This is a genomic window from Streptococcus devriesei DSM 19639 (assembly GCF_000423725.1).
Taxonomy (GTDB): domain Bacteria; phylum Bacillota; class Bacilli; order Lactobacillales; family Streptococcaceae; genus Streptococcus; species Streptococcus devriesei.
Genome location: NZ_AUIN01000019.1, coordinates 39,763 through 57,296, shown reverse-complemented (window position 1 = coordinate 57,296; position 17,534 = coordinate 39,763). Strand labels below are relative to the sequence as shown.

The following is a 17,534-nucleotide window of genomic DNA, read 5'->3' as shown; positions in this document are numbered from 1 at the left end:
TCCCTCCTGTATTAACTAAATTGTGACTGATTTTTAAAGCTTTGAATAGCCTTGTCCAAAACTGATTCTTCCGGAAGATCCTTTGTCGTGCGAATCGTTTCAAAAATATCACTGTAGTGTGAATCGAAATAATCAAACATGTTATCTTGGAAGGTTAAAATGTCATTGACAGGAACACTGTCCAAGAAACCGTGTGTCAGGGCGTAAAGGACGAGCACTTGCTTTTCAACTGCCAAAGGCTTATGAAGGTCTTGTTTAAGCACTTCTACCGTACGGCGGCCGCGGTTGAGTTTGGCCTGTGTCGCTGAGTCCAAATCAGAACCAAATTGCGTAAAGGCTTCAAGTTCACGATAAGAAGCAAGGTCGAGACGCAGCGTTCCGGCTACCTTTTTCATGGCTTTAATCTGGGCACTGCCGCCGACACGCGATACCGAAGAACCGGCATCAATAGCCGGACGGATACCCGAATTAAAGAGGTTTTCCTGAAGGAAAATCTGACCGTCTGTAATTGAGATCACATTTGTCGCAATGTAGGCAGAGATATCCCCGGCCTGTGTTTCAATAAATGGCAGAGCCGTAACAGAACCGCCGCCTAATTCATCTGACAGTTTAGCCGAGCGCTCCAAGAGGCGGCTGTGAAGATAGAAAACATCACCCGGATAAGCCTCACGTCCCGGCGGACGGCGCAAAAGAAGCGAGAGTTCACGATAAGCCACCGCTTGTTTTGACAAGTCATCATAAACAATCAAGGCATGCTTGCCATTATACATAAACTCTTCTGCCATGGCAACACCGGCATAAGGCGCGATGTAAAGCAGAGGTGATGGCTGTGAAGCAGAGGCTGTGACAACAATCGTGTAATCGAGAGCTCCGTATTTACGGAGAACTTCTACCTGACTGCGGACAGTAGACTCTTTTTGACCGATGGCAACATAGATACAAATCATATCCTGCCCTTTTTGATTGATGATGGTATCAATGGCAATTGATGTTTTACCTGTCTGCCTATCACCGATAATCAGCTCACGCTGACCTCGGCCGATCGGTACCAGAGCATCAATGGCTTTAATCCCCGTTTGTAAGGGTTCAGAGACAGACTGACGCTGCATAACACCGGGAGCCGGTGTTTCAACAGGACGGGTGGTATCTGTCGCTATTTCTCCCAGTCCGTCAACAGGCTGACCAAGCGGATTAACAACACGGCCGATGAGGGATTCACCAACCGGTACTTCCATGATTTTACCGGTACGCTTAACGGCATCACCTTCGCGAATACTGTCAAAATCCCCAAGGATAATGATACCTACGTCATTTGATTCCAGGTTTTGCGCCATCCCAAAAGTTCCGTTGCCAAATTCAAGCAGCTCACCGCTCATGGCATTGTCCAAACCGCGGGCGCGGGCAATACCATCACCGACATAAGTAACAACACCAGTCTCTGTGACATCAAAATTTGGCTGGAAGTTTTCAATTTGCTTTTTAATTAAAGCGCTAATTTCTTGTGCGTTAATTGCCAAAAATCACACCACTTTCTATTTCAAATTCATTTTTAATTCTTGTAATTGGCTGCGAATACTAGTGTCAATTACCTTGTTATTCGCCTTGAGAACAAAACCGCCAATGAGCTCTTCATCGATGTGTTCGATGAATTCTCGCTTGGTCAAGTCGAATTTCTTTTCAGCCAGTGCAGCCAGCCGTTCTTTTTGGCTGTCTGACAAAGCAACGGCCGCTGTCACCTCAATATCAAAAGTCTGCGTTTTGATGCTGAGCTCTTTTAAAACCTCTTCCATAATCGGCTTAAGCAAGCTCTGGCGCTCATTTTGCAGAATTATCTCAAGAAAATTGTTCATGTAATCTGAACCAGACTCTTGAAACAATCTAACCAAGCCAGCCTTCTCAGACAAACTGACCGCTGTGCTGGCCAAAAAATGCTGCACATCGCTGTCATCAAGGACCGTTAAAATAGCTTTAACATCATCATAGACAGCCGCTGTTGCACTTTTTTCAACCGCCACATCTACGAGACTTTTTGCATAGGTTTCTGTTAAAGCCTGCATTTTCTTATCCATTAGGCATCTCCCAGCTTGTCTAAGTAACTGTCAATCAGGTCGCTCTGAGCCGTTTTATCAAGGCTTTTTGCCATGATTTTTTCAGCCAGAAGGACACTGATATCAGCGACATCTGCTTTGACACTTGACAGTGCTTCTGCCTTGCTGCTGGCGATATCCTGATTTGCCTTATCTTTGAGGCGGCCCACTTCTTCCTGAGCTTCTGTGACAATCTTAGTTTCCTGAGCTTTGCCCGTTTCTTTGGCATTTTCAATAATTTGAACAGCTTCATCCTTAGCCTGATTGAGCTCAGCCTGACGCTTGTTTTCCAAAGTCTGGGCATTCTGACGCGCGTTTTGGGCATCGTCGATGTCTTTTGAAATCTTTTCTTCCCGAGCCTGAAAAATAGCAGTAATTTGAGACCAGGCAAATTTTTTAAGAAGAACAAACAGCAGAACAAAAGACCCTGTAGCAATAATAAAATTTCCGATAAATTGACCAACTGATACCGACATTTATTCTCCTTTCTTACTCTCCATTAACCTTTTTACTCAAATATATAGACGTCAGCAGGGTGAAAACATAACCTTGCAAACATGAGATAAAGACAGAAAAAGCCGTCCAGACCAGATTAAGAGCAAGGGCAACAGGAGAGACAAAAACACTAACATCAACCATTCTTAAAATAAGACCTGTGACAACTTCTCCCGCATAAATATTCCCATAGAGACGCAAAGCAAGAGAAGCTAAGTTCGTGACTTCTTCTAATAAGTTCATCGGTGTCAGGCCGATAGGGGTAACAAAAGCTTTTAAATAGTTTTTTATACCGCGGCGTCTGATACCTTCAGCATGGACAATGATGGTCACAAAAATGGCCAGAGCAAAGTCATACATCATATTAGCAGTAGGCGATGTCCAGAGATTATACTCATTTGTTTCAACCCTGCTCATTAATCCCAGATTATTAGCAAAAGCGATAAAAGTGAACAAAGTAAATAGGAAAAGCGAATAGCGCTTCCCGTTTTCTTCACCTAAATTTTCCTTAGCAATTCCTGTTACAAAATCATAGAGATATTCTAAGACATTTTGTTTGCCCTTAGGCTTTAGTGTCATATGACGGCTAGCCCAAAAGACAAATCCAAAGACAGCAGCAACTGTCAAAAGAGACATGGCAAGTAAGGTCAAATCAAATGTTACCGGTCCAATGCTAATTGTTGGTGTGTTTGATTCCAACTAACTCCCCCCCTTTTCTAAATAGGCAGGACACAAACCCTTTATCTAAGAATAAGTGTCATACCAAGGGTAACGAAGAAAGTACCTTCAATAAAGGCAACACCCAGAATCATAAGCGTTCTTAACTGACCGATAATTTCAGGCTGACGAGCGGCTGCTTTAAACAAGTTAGCGACCAAGTAACCTTCTGCCAAACTAGCACCAAAACAGGCTAAGCCAAGAGCCATAATACCTAAATTCATTTTGAATTCTCCTTTTAAATTTTTTTACTTGTTTAGTTTATTCCTATTTTCAGTGTTTGTCAACGAAAACCACAAATTGTTTGCGCTTTCCTGATCTTTAAATTTAAGCTTTTCCGAGCATCCTTTTTCAGTCATAAAAAAGAAGCCAAACAGGGCTTTACAACCTGGCATTTTTAAGCTGAAAATGGGCACAGCAGCCGATTTTGCCGGATTAAATTGGCAGCAAAAAAAGAGAACGGGAGCAAATTCCGTCAAAAACTTAGAATTTACTGTCCCGCCCTCTTTGGGAAGGCTTATTTTTCTAATTGCCAAATATCTTTAGCATACTCTGTGATGGTATCATCAGAGGTAAATTTATCAGAATTAGCAATGTTGCGCAGACTCATGCGAGCCCAACCTTCACGGTCACGGTAGAGAGCATCAATTTTTTCCTGCGCTTCCACATAAGAAGTGAAATCCTCAAGCAGGAAGTACTCATCATTATGCGTGATGAGAGCTTCATAAATTTCCGCTCCTTCACTTTGACTGTTTGGAATCGTGCCATTTATAAAGGTATCTACCACGCGCTTAATGACCGGATTAGATTCATAAACACCGCGCGAATAGTAATCATGATTTCGGTAATGGCTGTAAACATCATCCTTGTCCATTCCGAATATGACAATGTTATCATCACCGACTTCGTCCTTAATTTCAATATTCGCTCCATCAAGTGTTGCCAGCGTAATAGCACCAGTCATCATGAATTTCATATTGGATGTTCCGGAAGCTTCTTTGGAAGCCAATGAAATTTGCTCAGAAACATTTGCAGCTGGGATAATCAGCTCTGCTAAACTGACATTATAGTTTTCCAGAAAGATAACCTTGAGTTTTCCTTGAAGCGAAGCATCATTATTAATAAGGTTAGCCAGTTCATTAATAATTTTAATAACAGACTTAGCAAAATGATAGCCCGGGGCTGCCTTAGCACCGAAAATAAAGACACGAGGAACCAGGTCAAGATCCGGATTATCCTTTAAATCCCAGTAAAGTTTGACAATGTGCAGGACATTCAGCAGCTGGCGCTTGTAGGCATGAAGCCGTTTAACCTGAACATCAAAGATGGCATCGGTTGATACGTCAATACCTGTTGTTTCTTTGATATAGGCAGCCAGTTTTACTTTTGAATCCTGCTTAACACGGTAGAAAGCATTGAGAACCTCTTTATCATCAGCGAAGTCATTGAGCTTTCTGAGTTCGTGAATATCTGTCCGCCAGCCATTGCCGATGGTCTGATCAATAGCTGCTGATAATTCAGGTGCTGCAATCTGTGTCCAGCGGCGTTGAACAATCCCGTTGGTCTTATTGTTAAATTTACCCGGGTAAAGTGTGTAGAAATCATGCAGAGTGTCTTCTTTAAGCAGTTCTGTATGAAGTTTTGCTACACCATTTACGGAATGCCCGCCAATGATAGCCAGATTAGCCATGTGAATCTGATTGTCTTTGACAATCCGAGTATTTTCAATAATGTGCGTATCAATGCCTTTTTGTGCCAGACCGGCAACAAATCGGTTGTCAATTTCGAGAATAATCTGATAAACACGCGGCAGAACATTTTTGAAAAGTCCAGCATCCCATTTTTCCAAAGCTTCTGAAAGAATGGTGTGATTGGTGTAACTCATGGTTTGTACAGTCGTTTCCCAAGCCTGATCCCACTCTAAACCGTAATCATCAACCAACAGACGCATAAACTCAGCCGGCGCAACCGCCGGATGGGTATCATTGATATGGACAGAAATTTTTTCATGAATCCGCTCCAAGAGCCGTCCTTGTTTCAGATAAGATTTAATAATGGTCTGCAGCCCGGCACTTGTCATGAAGTATTCTTGAATGAGGCGCAGCTCTTTTCCTTCATAATTAGAATCATCCGGATAAAGAATGGCTGTGATATTTTTCACCCGCCGGCGGTCTGCCAAGGTCGGGTAATTGAGTTCATATTCTTCAGGAATTTCAACATCCCAAAGGCGGAGGTTGTTGACGTTATCATTGCCAAAACCAATCTGCGGAACATCATAAGGCACCGCGCGAAGAATCTGCGCACCATCGTAAGCGGGAACAATACGCCCTTCTTCATTAGCCTGCAGATGCACATTGCCATAGAGCTTAACTTCAACAGCATCATGATCTTTTCGGGTTTCCCAGACATTGCCGACAGAGCCAAACCAAGCGTCAGGCAGCTCTGTTTGATAGCCATTGACAATACGCTGTTTGAACAGACCATACTGGTAGCGAAGCCCATTGCCAAAGCCCGGATAGCCGGTTGTTGCCAGCGAATCCATGAAGGCTGCTGCTAAGCGTCCCAAGCCTCCGTTCCCCAGAGCCATATCGTATTCAGCATTTTTAACATCTTTGAAATTGATCCCTAAATCTGCAAAGCCTTCTTTAACGGTATCAAGAATGCCCAGATTCAGCAGATTGGTTTCAAGCATCCGGCCGGGAAGAAATTCAATCGAAAAATAATAAGCTACTTTTTGATGATTTTCTGAAATTTTACGGTTTCGCTCCAGCCAAAGCGGTGTGTAATATTTACGGATAACCTTTGCTAAAGAACTAAAAAGTTCTGTCGGAGTAGCATCAGGTACTTTAATCAGCTGCTCTTCATGGAGAGTGTCTTTGAAATCACGGATGAATTTTTCTTTTGTAAGTTGCATTTTTTTCCTTTCATAAGAGACTGCAAGAACTGCCGGAATTGTGCTTTCGGCCAATAGACCGACTGCTGATTGAAAAGTTCATAAAAACAGCTGTCAATCTAAGCGGACAAAAATAACACTAAATCCTAAGAGGCAAAAGCCTGCTGCTGCAGACAATTGCCTTATTTTTTATTTTGCTATTTCTTTGTAGATATCTTCATAAGCCTGACTGGCCGTATCCCAAGAGAAATCCATGCTCATCGCATTTTGCTGCAAAATTTTCCAGTCGTCCTTCTTATTATAATAAACATCCAGCGCAGTCTCAAGTGTTTTGGTCAGCCAATAGCCAGAAAAGTCTTGGAAACCAAAACCTGTACCCGTTTTTTCAAATTCATTATAAGGAATAACAGTATCTCGAAGTCCGCCCACCTCATGCACCAAAGGCAGCGTACCATAGCGCATGGCCATCATCTGTGAGAGACCGCATGGTTCAAAAGCACTAGGCATCAAGAAAAGGTCACTGGCAGCATAAATCTGCTGGGCCAGTTCTAAATCAAATGTGATATTAGCAGAGATTTTTTCCGGATAAGCATAGCTGAACCATGAAAAAGCATTTTCAAAATCAGCATAGCCTGTTCCCAACAGTACAATCTGCAAGTCCAGCTGCATGATGGTGTTTAGTTCATCAACAACCAGATTGAAACCTTTTTGATCTGTCAAACGAGAAACAATACCAATCAAAGGCACATCATCACGTACCGGCAGCCCGACACGTTCCTGCAGTGCCGCCTTGTTTTCAGCCTTGCCTGATAGGTCGTCTTTTGAAAAATGAGCCACCAAATGCGGGTCTGTTTCCGGATCAAGCAAGTCAGTATCAATACCATTGACAACACCGCTCAGCTTGCCCGATTCCATCCGCATAATCTGATCAAGTCCCTTGCCAAATTCCGGTGTCATAATTTCTTTGGCGTAACTTGGTGATACTGTTGTGACGCGGTCAGCATAAAGAACGCCTGCTTTCATCCAATTCAGGCAGTCATTCCAGCGCAGCGTCCCGTCACGATAGCGCTCATCACCGACACTGAAGAGTTCCCCCAGCATAGAAGGATTAAACTGACCTTGAAATTCAATATTATGAATGGTGAAAACCGTCTTGATGCCCTTATAAGCGTTAATCCAATGGTATTTTTCCTTGAGCAGATAAGGAATCATAGCGGTATGATAGTCATGCACATGAAGAACATCGGGAATAAAATCAATCTTTTCCATTGCTTCTAAAGCAGCTAACTGGAAGTAGGCAAAACGTTCACCATCGTCAAATTCTCCGTAAACCTGACCGCGGTAGAAATAATGCTTATTGTCAATAAAATAAAAATTAACACCATCCTTAAAAATGTGCTTGATGCCTACATATTCGCGGCGCCAGCCCACATTGGTAAAGAAGTAAAACAGATCCTTTATCTCTTCGCCGAACTTAGCATCAACAGCATCATAGTAAGGAAGAATGACACTGACTTCGTTTCCGTTTTTAACAAGGGATTTAGGCAATGCCCCGATGACATCGCCTAATCCGCCAGTTTTCGCAAAAGGAGCACCTTCTGCTGCTACAAATAAAATTTTCATCAAACCATATCCTCAACAATTTCGCTTGCTTTTGCTATAACAACCGGTTTATCTGCTGTTCCGCGAATCGTTACTCCCGGTGCAATCTTGACGTTCTTATCCAAAATCGCATTTTCAACAACAGCCCCTTCACCGATAGTCACCTTAGGAAAGACAATGCTGTTGGCAACTCTGGAATTATCCGAAATGTAGCAATTCCGCGAAATAATGGAATGCTCTACCGTGCCTTTGACAATGCTGCCCGAAGCAAACTGAGCATTTTTCACGGTCGAGTTGGCTGCAAAATAGGTTGCTTCTTCATTTTTAACCTTGGTGTAAACCTTTTGGTTGGAATAAAGGAGAGAATAGAATTTTTGAGAATCCAGCATATCCATGTTGGCATCATAGTAAGACTTGACTGATGAAATGTTGGCCAGATAGCCGGTATATTCAAAGGCCAAGGCTCTTTCGGAAACCGTCAAATCACGAAGCAAAAAGCGAAGATTGAGAGGATTTTCCTTTTCATTTTCTTTTTCCATCTGCTCGATCAGCCAAGGGGTATTAACAATGTAAATACCGGCAGACATTTTTTCAAATTCCTTGCCGACATGGCTGTCGTGACGGCCGGTGACAGTGTCTGTTTCATCGATTTCTAAAATATCGTTGGCCTTAGAAATGATATTAACAGGCAATTTCTTATAAACAACAGTGATATTGCGCTTATTAGCATTGTGCAGGTGAATAACTTGCTGAAGATCAATATTACATAGAATGTCACAGGACATATAGATGGTTTGGTCTGAACCTGAACGCTTCAGATAGGTCAAAATTTGATCGTAATAGTCCTTATCTGCATAGATGCTGTCTTCTCTGGTATTGTAAAATCCTAAGAAATAGTGGCTCAAAAGAGTATTTAAGCCCCATTCGCGGCCGCTTCTGATGTGGTCAAAAATGGAACGGATATTTTGTCCGCGGAAAATACCATAAATACTGCGAATCCCTGCATTAGCTAAATTTGATAATTGAAAGTCAATCAAACGGTATTTACCATCAAAAGGCAAGTTTGCCAAAGGACGGGTATCTGTCAGCCCTTCCATTTCGGGAAAGCCGATAGCGCTGCCTAAAATTGCAGAATATTTATCAATCTTCATTTGGAACCCCCACTACTTCATTGTAACCAATAACTTGAACGTCATCTGTTCCGTCAACTTCAACGCCTTCACCGATTTTAGCACCTTCACCGATAATGGCACGCGTAATTTTAGCACCTTCACCAATAACAGCACCGCTCATAATGAAGGAATCCTTGATTTCAGCGCCTTCTCTTACCTGAACATTGGTTGATAAAATCGAATGTTCAACCTTACCGGATACAAAGCAGCCGTCCACAACAAGTGAATCTTTGACATCTGCTTCATCAGTAATAAAGTTAGGCGGTGCGATTAAGTTTCTGGAATAAATTTTCCAAGAGCGATCGCGGCTGTGAAGCTCATTATCTTCTCCGATATATTCCATATTGGCTTCCCAAAGAGATTCGATTGTCCCAACGTCTTTCCAATAGCCTTTGAAATTGTAGGTATAAACGCGTTCACCTGATTCAAGATAGGCAGGAATAACATTTTGACCAAAGTCGGACATGTCAATATTATTTTTTTCAGCATCGACAAGCATAGTCCGCAGGCGATCCCAATTAAAGATGTAAACTCCCATCGAAGCCTTAGTTGATTTTGGTTCTTTTGGTTTTTCTTCAAACTCAACGATACGGTCATTTGAGTCTGTATTCATGATACCAAAGCGGCTGGCTTCTTTGAGAGGAACATCGATAACAGCTACCGTCAAACTGGCCATGTTATCTTTGTGCGTCTGGAGCATGTCATCATAATCCATCTTGTAGATATGGTCTCCCGACAGAATCAGCACGTATTCAGGATTAATACCGTCAATATAATCAATATTTTGATAGATGGCGTGACTGGTTCCTTGGAACCAACGGTTTCCTTCTGTTGCAGAATATGGCTGAAGAACTGTTGTTCCAGAGTCAATGCCGTCAAGACCCCAGCTTGATCCATTTCCAATATGATTATTAAGAGCCAGTGGCTGGTACTGGGTAATCACACCAACATTATTAATTCCTGAGTTAGCACAGTTTGACAGTGCAAAATCAATAATACGGTAACGTCCCCCAAATTGAACAGCAGGCTTTGCAATACTTTGTGTCAATTTGCCCAGACGTGTCCCTTGTCCTCCTGCGAGGATCAAAGCTAACATTTCATTCTTCATGTGAATTTCCTTCCCAAATAGTTTTTATTTTTTCAAACGACGTTTAATTTTCCAGATACTTGCTCCCAGAGCCGGCAGAGTGAAACTGAGCGTATTTTCATAGTCTTTCCACAAGCCTTTTTGGGTTTTAACGGTTTCATTATGCTCTTTCCAGACACCGCCGAATTCCTCAAGTTCTGTATTCCAGATTTCCTCATAAATACCGGCAACCGGTACCCCTATGGTGAAATCTTTGCGTTCCACAGGAGCCATATTAAAGACGCAAACTAACATATCTCCTTTCTCATTTTTGCGGATGAAAGACAGAACACTTTGGTCAACATTATCCGCATCAATAATTTCCAAGCCGTCATAGCTGGTATCAACCTGCCAAAGAGCTTTATGATCCTTATAGAATTGATTGAGCTTGCTTGTAAAAGCCTGCAGCTTCACGTTTAACTGGTCTTCTTCTTCTAGATTGCTCCACTCCAATTCTTGGTCGTATTTCCATTCCAAAAATTGGCCGTATTCACTGCCCATAAACAGCAGTTTTTTACCGGGGTGGCACATTTGATAGGTATAGAGACTGCGCAGCCCTGCAAATTGATTGTAACGGTCTCCCCACATCTTATGCATCAGGCTCTTTTTCCCGTGAACAACCTCGTCATGCGAGAATGGGAGGACGAAATTTTCCGAAAAGAGATACATGAAACTAAAGGTGACCAGATTAAAATCATATTTGCGGTAAATTGGATCTTCTTCGTAGAATTTAAGGATGTCATTCATCCAGCCCATATTCCATTTGTAGTCAAATCCTAAACCGCCTTCTTCGCGGCGCCCTGTAATCTTAGTCATGGCTGTCGACTCTTCAGCAATCATCATGACATCCGGATGAGCCAGCTTAAGCACGGTATTTAAACGCTGCAGGAAGTAATAGCCTTCCAAATTGCGGTTTCCGCCTTCCTTGTTAGGCTGCCAAGGTCCTTCATCGTAATCCAAGTAAAGCATATTGCTGACAGCATCAACCCGAATACCATCAATATGGTAAAAGTCTATCCAGAATTTAGCACTGGAAATAAGGAAAGACTGCACTTGATTCTTCCCAAGGTCAAAATTCAATGCTCCCCAGCGGTAATTGTGCGCCCTGTCGTGATCCTGATATTCAAAAGTCGGAGTTCCGTCGAAATAGGCTAAAGCATCATCATTGATCGTAAAATGACCCGGTACCCAGTCAACAATAACACCAATGTTGTTTAAGTGGCAGGCTTCAACAAAGTCTTGAAATTGCTCCGGTGTTCCATAAGTGTGTTCAAAAGCAAAGAAGCCCATGAGCTGATAACCCCAGCTCATTCCCAGAGGGTGAGCCATAAGCGGCATGAATTCAACATGCGTATAGTTCATCTTAACCAGATAAGGAACCAGCTCATCTTTTAATTGGTCAAAGGTGTAAGGACTGCCATCCTCATTGTGCTTCCAAGAGCCCGCATGAACTTCATAAATATTAACCGGACGCTTAAAGAATCCTAAGCGTTTGCGGCGGCCCAGCCACAATCCGTCTTTCCATTTCTTTTCAGGAATGGTTCTGATCACGGAGCCTGTCCCCGGACGCTCTTCCAGATAAATAGCAAAAGGATCAATCTTTTCGACAATCTGTCCGCCCTGACGCGTCACAAGATATTTATAAATGTGCCCCTCCTTAGGCAAATCAGTAAAGACCTCCCAAACACCGGCTTCATTTTTTTGCATCTGCAGAGGATTGTCAAACCACCCTGTAAAATCACCGATCAAATGAAGATCTTCAGCATTGGGCGCCCAGACTCTAAAGACATATCCCTTAACACCATCTCTTTCGGTTTCATGAAAACCAAAATAATGCTGCGCATGGAAATTTTCACCCGTTCCGAATGTTCTCAATGCCTCTTTTTCGTCCATTCAACCACCTCCTCTAGTTTGTTCGTAAAAGTAAGATAAACCTGCCCTAATAAAACAAAAATAACCCAAGCAAAAACTTGGATTATTTTTAATTCAAGGACCACGGCTATCAAATTTTCAAATGAATGATTTAATATGAAAGCGCTATCTATATCTTTACTCATATTATAGCACACTTTTCATTCTATGTCATATTAATTTCAGTCTTTTTCTCATTTGCATTAAAGTCTAATTGGAACACCTTACCGGCGCCGCTGACATTGACAGTGAGCAATCCTGAGCCATATTCTGCTGACGCTACATAAACATGCTTGCGAATGTCTTCAAAGCTCCGATATGAAAAGGCAGTTTCCTGCGTTTTCATATAAATCAGTTTTCTTACAAAATCAACAGTTGATTTATACAAAGTAACATGATCCCAGTTAATCTGATTGACCGCATCAGGTGCATTATAGCTGTTCATCGCCCGCTCCTTGTCTGCTTCAGTCAGCTCTCCGTCTGAACCTGTTGCAAACAGCTTGGTTCGCAGAAATTCCTGCCCCAGCTGCATAAAGGCCATGCCCTGCATGAGAATGCCCATACTGGTAGCAAGTTCTACCCGCCCAATATGACTGTCTTTATCATCTTCGGGGTGCAGCTCTGACAGAAGGTCATTAAGATTATAGTTATCATGTGCTTCAACATAGTTAAGTACCTGATCAGGTGTCAGGTAAGGCGCCAGCTCATCGCTTCCCAGCATACCTTTGGCAAGTTCGTATTCGGTTGCTTCTCCGGAAACAAAGCCGCGTTTAAAGTCTCCGTAAACCTCAGCCCCTTTAATGGCATTTCTGACATCATCATTAAAGAATCCGATGCAGGGCATCTGGTAGGCATTGCCTTTTTTGGCCTTATCTTCAGGCCTGAGACCTTCTCCCATGTCCCATCCTTCGCCATAAAGCAGGATATTGGGGTCAATCTCATCAACAGCCTGCCTGATAGCATTCATCGTCTCAACATCATGGAGCCCCATCAGATCAAAGCGAAAGCCGTCAATATTATAAGCTTCTATCCAATAAAGGACAGAATCAATCATGTATTTTCGGAACATTTCCTTTTCACTGGCTGTCTCATTGCCGCAGCCGGAACCATTTTGAAAGGAGCCGTCACGGTTCATGCGATAGTAATAATCCGGCACTGCCAGCTGAAAGGCCGAATCTGAATTGGAATAAGTATGATTGTACACAACATCCATGATCACACCGATTCCTGCATCATGATAAGCCTGAATCAGCTGCTTCAGCTCAAGAATTCTTGTGGTAGGTGCTTGGGGATTGCTGGCAAAACTGGCCTCAGGAACATTATAATTTTCGGGATCATACCCCCAGTTATAAGCATAAGATCCGTCTGTCTCAAGCGTTTGGTGGTGGTCAAAGACCGGCTGCAGCTGAACATAATTAATCCCTAAACCTTTCAGATAATCAAAGGCAGTTGCATCGCCGTACTGATTTTTAGTCCCTGTTTCAAAGGCACCTAAAAATTTTCCGCGATTTTCCGGCTGAACGCCCGATGTTTCAGACTTGGAAAAATCTCTGATATGCATTTCTGAGATGACTGCCTTGTTGGGATTGCTGAGCCGCCAGACGGCATCCTTGCCCTGCTTAACGGTAAATCCTTCAGGCTGCAAATCGCTGTCTGAAACAACAACGGAACGTCTGCCATCTGCTGTCGCTGCAATCGAATAAGGGTCTCTGGTATCTCTGAATGTCCGTTTTCGGTAATAAACACGATAACAGTAGGCCTGAAAGTTCAGGTCTCCTTCTACTTTTAGGAACCAGACCCCTTGCGTATTTGCCCTATGGTCAGCAGGGGTTCTGCTGTCCCCACGATTCATGCTGATGACCTGGCTGACACTGGCGTTTTCTGTGGTTGCACTGTAAAGAATCAGCTCAACCTTCAGGGCAGTCGGCGCCCACAGGCGAAATTCAGTAGCTTCTTTTTGGTAAGAAAAACCCAGCCAGCCCTGAAAGCCCCACTCTTGGTCGAAACGCTTGCTGTTAACAGCCATATCAAAGGCATGCGGCTGACGCCGACGGTAAGCATGGCTGGTAACAGCAGCCTGTCTGGAATAGTAAAGGGTGCCATCTCCTTCAACAATCCAAACCTCTGTTTTAAGCAGGCCCGGCTGGCAGTCAATCTTAAAATCGGGTGTCTTGACGGACCAATCTGCGTTTTTGACAATCAAATAGACTTGATTTTGAAAAGACTCTGATTCGTAGGTAAGACTGCCGACGATTCCAAAACTGTCAAAACGGGCGAAGGAAGCATCCTTTCCCGTCCGGCCTTCTAACCATTGCCACATGCTGAAATCAAAATAGTGTCCTTTATTGCTGTGGTAGTGTACAACTACAACATTTTTCATGTATCCCTGCCTAACTAATTTGTCTCCTCTGACTTGTCCAGCCCATCTAAACTTTCTGCTTCTTTAGCAAATTTCTGAGCAATTGCTTCTAATACCAGCTCTTCTGTATCAAGCGTAATCGCATCGTCGGAAATCTCGTCTGTGTTGGCGAAAAATTCAATATGATTATTCAGATTGCGCAGTTCAATCGGTGCGTCGCCGCCGTACTCACCATCAAGGTTAATCATCATTCTCTTAGGAGGATTGCCCTGAGGAATGATTTTCAGATAGCTCGTTTTGATGTATTCAATCTTTTTATGATTGATATGCCGGCCGCCGGTCAAGACCAGCCGAATCAAATCTGTCAATTCGAAAAGATTGGCCGTCTTAACCAAAATCAAGGTGAAATTGCCATCGTCCAATTTAGCATCCGGAGCAATGGTTTCAAAGCCGCCGACCGAATTGGTCAAAGCCACAAAAATCATTGACGCTTCGCCTTCAAAAACACCGTGATCATGAATGACCTTAACCGGAACATTGCGGACGCGCGGCAGCAGCTCGGCTCCCTTAACCAGATAAGCCAAGTAGCCAAACATGGTTTTTAACTGGCTGGGCACGCTGTAGGTTAATTCGGTCAGGCTGCCCGCTGCAGCAATATTGATAAAGTATTTATCTTTGTAGGCCTGACCGATATCCATGTGAACCGTCTGATTCTTGCCGATGAGCTTGGCAGCCTCCACGGGATTGCCGCGGGGAATTTTAAGCGCCCGTGCAAAATCATTGGTCGTACCGGTGGGAATAATGGCCATCTTAGGACGTCGTTTCAAGGGAGCAATACCACTGACGACTTCATTGATTGTCCCGTCTCCGCCTGCTGCAATGACAAGGTCAAAGCCTGCCACAGCAGCGCGCCTAGCCTCATTTTTGGCAGAATCCGGCTCAGGAGTTGTTTGAAAGGCGCTGGTTTCATAGCCGAAACCTTCCAAAAGGTCCAAAACATCTGCTACATTTTTTTTCATGATTTCCTGACCAGAGGTCGGATTATAAATCAAACGTGCACGTTTGCGTTTTCTTACCATATTTCTTCTCCCCTCACAGACTTTCTAACCAAGCCTCATCTTTGATCTCAATGCCTAAACTTCTGGCCTTGTCTAATTTTGAACCGGCGTCGCTTCCTGCCACCACCAAACTGGTTTTTTTAGAAACACTGCCGGCAACGTTAGCGCCAAGATTCTGCAATTTTTCCTTGGCTTGATTGCGGGTCAGTTTTTCCAGCTTTCCTGTCAAAACCACCGTCAAGCCTGATAGTGCTGCGTCATTTGACACCCGCTGACCGAGATAGGACAAATTCAGTCCTGATGCTTTTAATTCAGCCAACAGTTTCTGCGCGCCGCTGGTCGCAAAATATGTTTTCAGCGACTGGGCAATGACCGTTCCGAGACCGTCAATACCGGCAATATCCTCAAAATCTGCCGCAGCCAGCTGCGGAATAGTTTCAAATTTTTCCAGCAAGAGCCGGCTGGCCTTACTGCCGACATGACGGATTCCAAGACCAAACAGCAGCTTCTCAGCCGAATTGCCTTTGGAAGCCTGAATAGCGTCATAGAGCTTATTGGCTGATTTTTCTTTAACCCCTTCAAGCGTCATCAAATCTTCAACAGTCAGCTGGTAAATATCAGCGACGTCATGGATCAGATCTGCTGTAAAGAGCTTCTCAACAATTGCCGGACCAAGTCCTGCAATATTCATGGCATTGCGGCTGGCAAAATGAATCAGTTTTTCCTTGAGCTGGGCAGGGCAGCGAGGATTGACACATCTCAGTGCCACTTCATCCTCAAAATGAATCAGCCCGCTTTGGCAGGACGGACACAGATTAGGAATCGGCATGACTTCCTGCTTATCGCGCTTAGATGTGACAACATGCAAAACCGCCGGAATAATATCGCCTGCCTTATAAACAACGACTGTATCACCAATGCGAATGTCTTTATCAGCGATATAGTCAACATTGTGCAGGGTTGCCCGGCTGACCGTTGTTCCTGCCAGCTGTACGGGCGTCAGGTTGGCTGTAGGCGTCACAACACCTGTTCGTCCGACCGTCCAATCGACCGATAAAATTTCGGCTTCTTTTTCCTCCGCCGGAAATTTATAGGCAATTGCCCAACGCGGCGCCTTAACGGTAAAGCCTAATTCCTCCTGCATGGCTAAACCGTTGACCTTAATGACAATACCGTCAATATCGTAGTCCAGCTGCGAGCGTTCCTTGGCAACAGTCTCGATAAACTGCCAGATGTCATCCATTGATGAGGAGACGATATGCCGCGGATTGACAGTAAAGCCCAGCTGAGCAAAGCTTTCCAGCACTTCTTCCTGACTTTGAGCAGCAGTCGGTCCCGCTTCTTGATAAATGAAGCTGGCCAGCCTGCGCTTCGCCACGACCCGTGTATCCAGCTGCCGCAGAGTTCCTGCTGCAGCATTGCGGGGATTGGCAAATTCGGCTTCCCCGTTTTCCCGGCGCTCAGCATTGATGCTTTCAAAGGAAGCCTTGGGCAGATAGCACTCGCCTCTTACAGTCAGATTGATCGGCTGGGGCAGATGCAAGGGAATATCCTGCACGCGCTTTAAATTTTCTGTGATATTTTCACCGACAGTCCCGTCCCCTCTGGTAGCACCGACCTGAAGGGCTCCTTCAACATAGGTCAAAGAAATAGAGAGACCGTCAATTTTCAATTCTGCTAAATATTCAGCTTGGGGAAATTCTGTTTTTACCCGCTGATCGAAAGCATCCAGTTCCTCACGGGAAAAGGCATCCTGCAAAGAAAAAAGAGGGTACTCATGCCGATACTTTTCAAACCCTTCTAAAACAGGTCCTCCCACACGGTGAGTGGGGCTGTCAGGCAGTATGTCCTCAGGGTATTTTTTTTCCAGCTCGGCCAATTCCCGATAGAGTTTATCATACTCGGCATCCGAAACACTGGGGTTGTCTTTGGTATAGTATTCCTTAGCGTATTGGTTCAGCAGCTGAACCAGCTCATTCATACGTTCTTTCATACCTTTTATTTTACCATATTTTCAGCGGCTTTCCCTAATTTTTAAATCAGAAAATAAAAACAGAGTTCCTAAAAAAGCAAAAAGATCAAGGCTGCTGATAAAAAGTGATACAGCCAGTTAG

The 17,534-nt window shown here is 43.8% G+C and carries 13 protein-coding genes and 1 pseudogene; all 14 read right to left on the bottom strand.

The genetic code is table 11. The features are described 5' to 3' along the window. Positions 1–11: 11 nt before the first annotated feature. Positions 12–1,517 (bottom strand): F0F1 ATP synthase subunit alpha, encoded by a 1,506-nt coding sequence (atpA, locus tag G573_RS0104995; protein ID WP_027975681.1) that lies wholly within the window; start codon positions 1,515–1,517, stop codon positions 12–14. 15 nt (positions 1,518–1,532) lie between these two features. Next, complete coding sequence (locus tag G573_RS0104990; RefSeq protein WP_027975680.1) at positions 1,533–2,069, bottom strand: F0F1 ATP synthase subunit delta; 537 nt, start codon at positions 2,067–2,069, stop codon at positions 1,533–1,535. Next, positions 2,069–2,563 carry a F0F1 ATP synthase subunit B gene (gene atpF, locus G573_RS0104985; RefSeq protein WP_027975679.1) on the bottom strand — a complete coding sequence of 165 codons (495 nt, stop codon included), beginning with the start codon at positions 2,561–2,563 and terminating at the stop codon, positions 2,069–2,071. The genes G573_RS0104990 and atpF overlap by 1 nt, the downstream gene beginning before the upstream one ends. Positions 2,564–2,576: 13 nt before the next feature. Next, positions 2,577–3,281: a F0F1 ATP synthase subunit A gene (gene atpB, locus G573_RS0104980; protein WP_027975678.1), complete on the bottom strand. Its 705-nt coding sequence runs from the start codon at positions 3,279–3,281 to the stop codon at positions 2,577–2,579. Between the two features lie 41 nt (positions 3,282–3,322). After that, a complete protein-coding gene (locus G573_RS0104975) occupies positions 3,323–3,523 on the bottom strand; it encodes a F0F1 ATP synthase subunit C (RefSeq protein ID WP_027975677.1) in 201 nt (66 codons plus the stop codon). A 24-nt stretch (positions 3,524–3,547) separates the two neighbouring features. Then, positions 3,548–3,835, bottom strand: a complete 288-nt coding sequence (locus tag G573_RS0104970; protein ID WP_027975676.1) for a hypothetical protein — start codon at positions 3,833–3,835, stop codon at positions 3,548–3,550. After that, positions 3,817–6,213 (bottom strand): glycogen/starch/alpha-glucan phosphorylase, encoded by a 2,397-nt coding sequence (locus G573_RS0104965; RefSeq protein ID WP_027975675.1) that lies wholly within the window; start codon positions 6,211–6,213, stop codon positions 3,817–3,819. Before G573_RS0104965 ends, G573_RS0104970 begins: the two co-directional genes overlap by 19 nt. A 168-nt stretch (positions 6,214–6,381) precedes the next feature. Continuing rightward, positions 6,382–7,815 (bottom strand): glycogen synthase GlgA, encoded by a 1,434-nt coding sequence (gene glgA / locus G573_RS0104960; protein WP_027975674.1) that lies wholly within the window; start codon positions 7,813–7,815, stop codon positions 6,382–6,384. After that, positions 7,815–8,945 (bottom strand): glucose-1-phosphate adenylyltransferase subunit GlgD, encoded by a 1,131-nt coding sequence (glgD, locus tag G573_RS0104955; RefSeq protein WP_027975673.1) that lies wholly within the window; start codon positions 8,943–8,945, stop codon positions 7,815–7,817. Before glgD ends, glgA begins: the two co-directional genes overlap by 1 nt. Beyond that, a complete protein-coding gene (locus G573_RS0104950; RefSeq protein WP_027975672.1) occupies positions 8,935–10,074 on the bottom strand; it encodes a glucose-1-phosphate adenylyltransferase in 1,140 nt (379 codons plus the stop codon). Before G573_RS0104950 ends, glgD begins: the two co-directional genes overlap by 11 nt. Before the next feature lie 24 nt (positions 10,075–10,098). Further along, a complete protein-coding gene (gene glgB / locus G573_RS0104945; RefSeq protein ID WP_027975671.1) occupies positions 10,099–11,985 on the bottom strand; it encodes a 1,4-alpha-glucan branching protein GlgB in 1,887 nt (628 codons plus the stop codon). Between the two features lie 86 nt (positions 11,986–12,071). After that, positions 12,072–14,383 (bottom strand): annotated as a pseudogene (pulA, locus tag G573_RS0104935) (type I pullulanase); the annotation flags it as partial. Between the two features lie 14 nt (positions 14,384–14,397). Beyond that, positions 14,398–15,441: a diacylglycerol kinase family lipid kinase gene (locus tag G573_RS0104930; protein WP_027975668.1), complete on the bottom strand. Its 1,044-nt coding sequence runs from the start codon at positions 15,439–15,441 to the stop codon at positions 14,398–14,400. Between the two features lie 13 nt (positions 15,442–15,454). After that, on the bottom strand, positions 15,455–17,413 hold the full coding sequence (gene ligA, locus G573_RS0104925; RefSeq protein WP_027975667.1) for an NAD-dependent DNA ligase LigA: 1,959 nt from the start codon (positions 17,411–17,413) through the stop codon (positions 15,455–15,457). Positions 17,414–17,534: the final 121 nt, after the last annotated feature.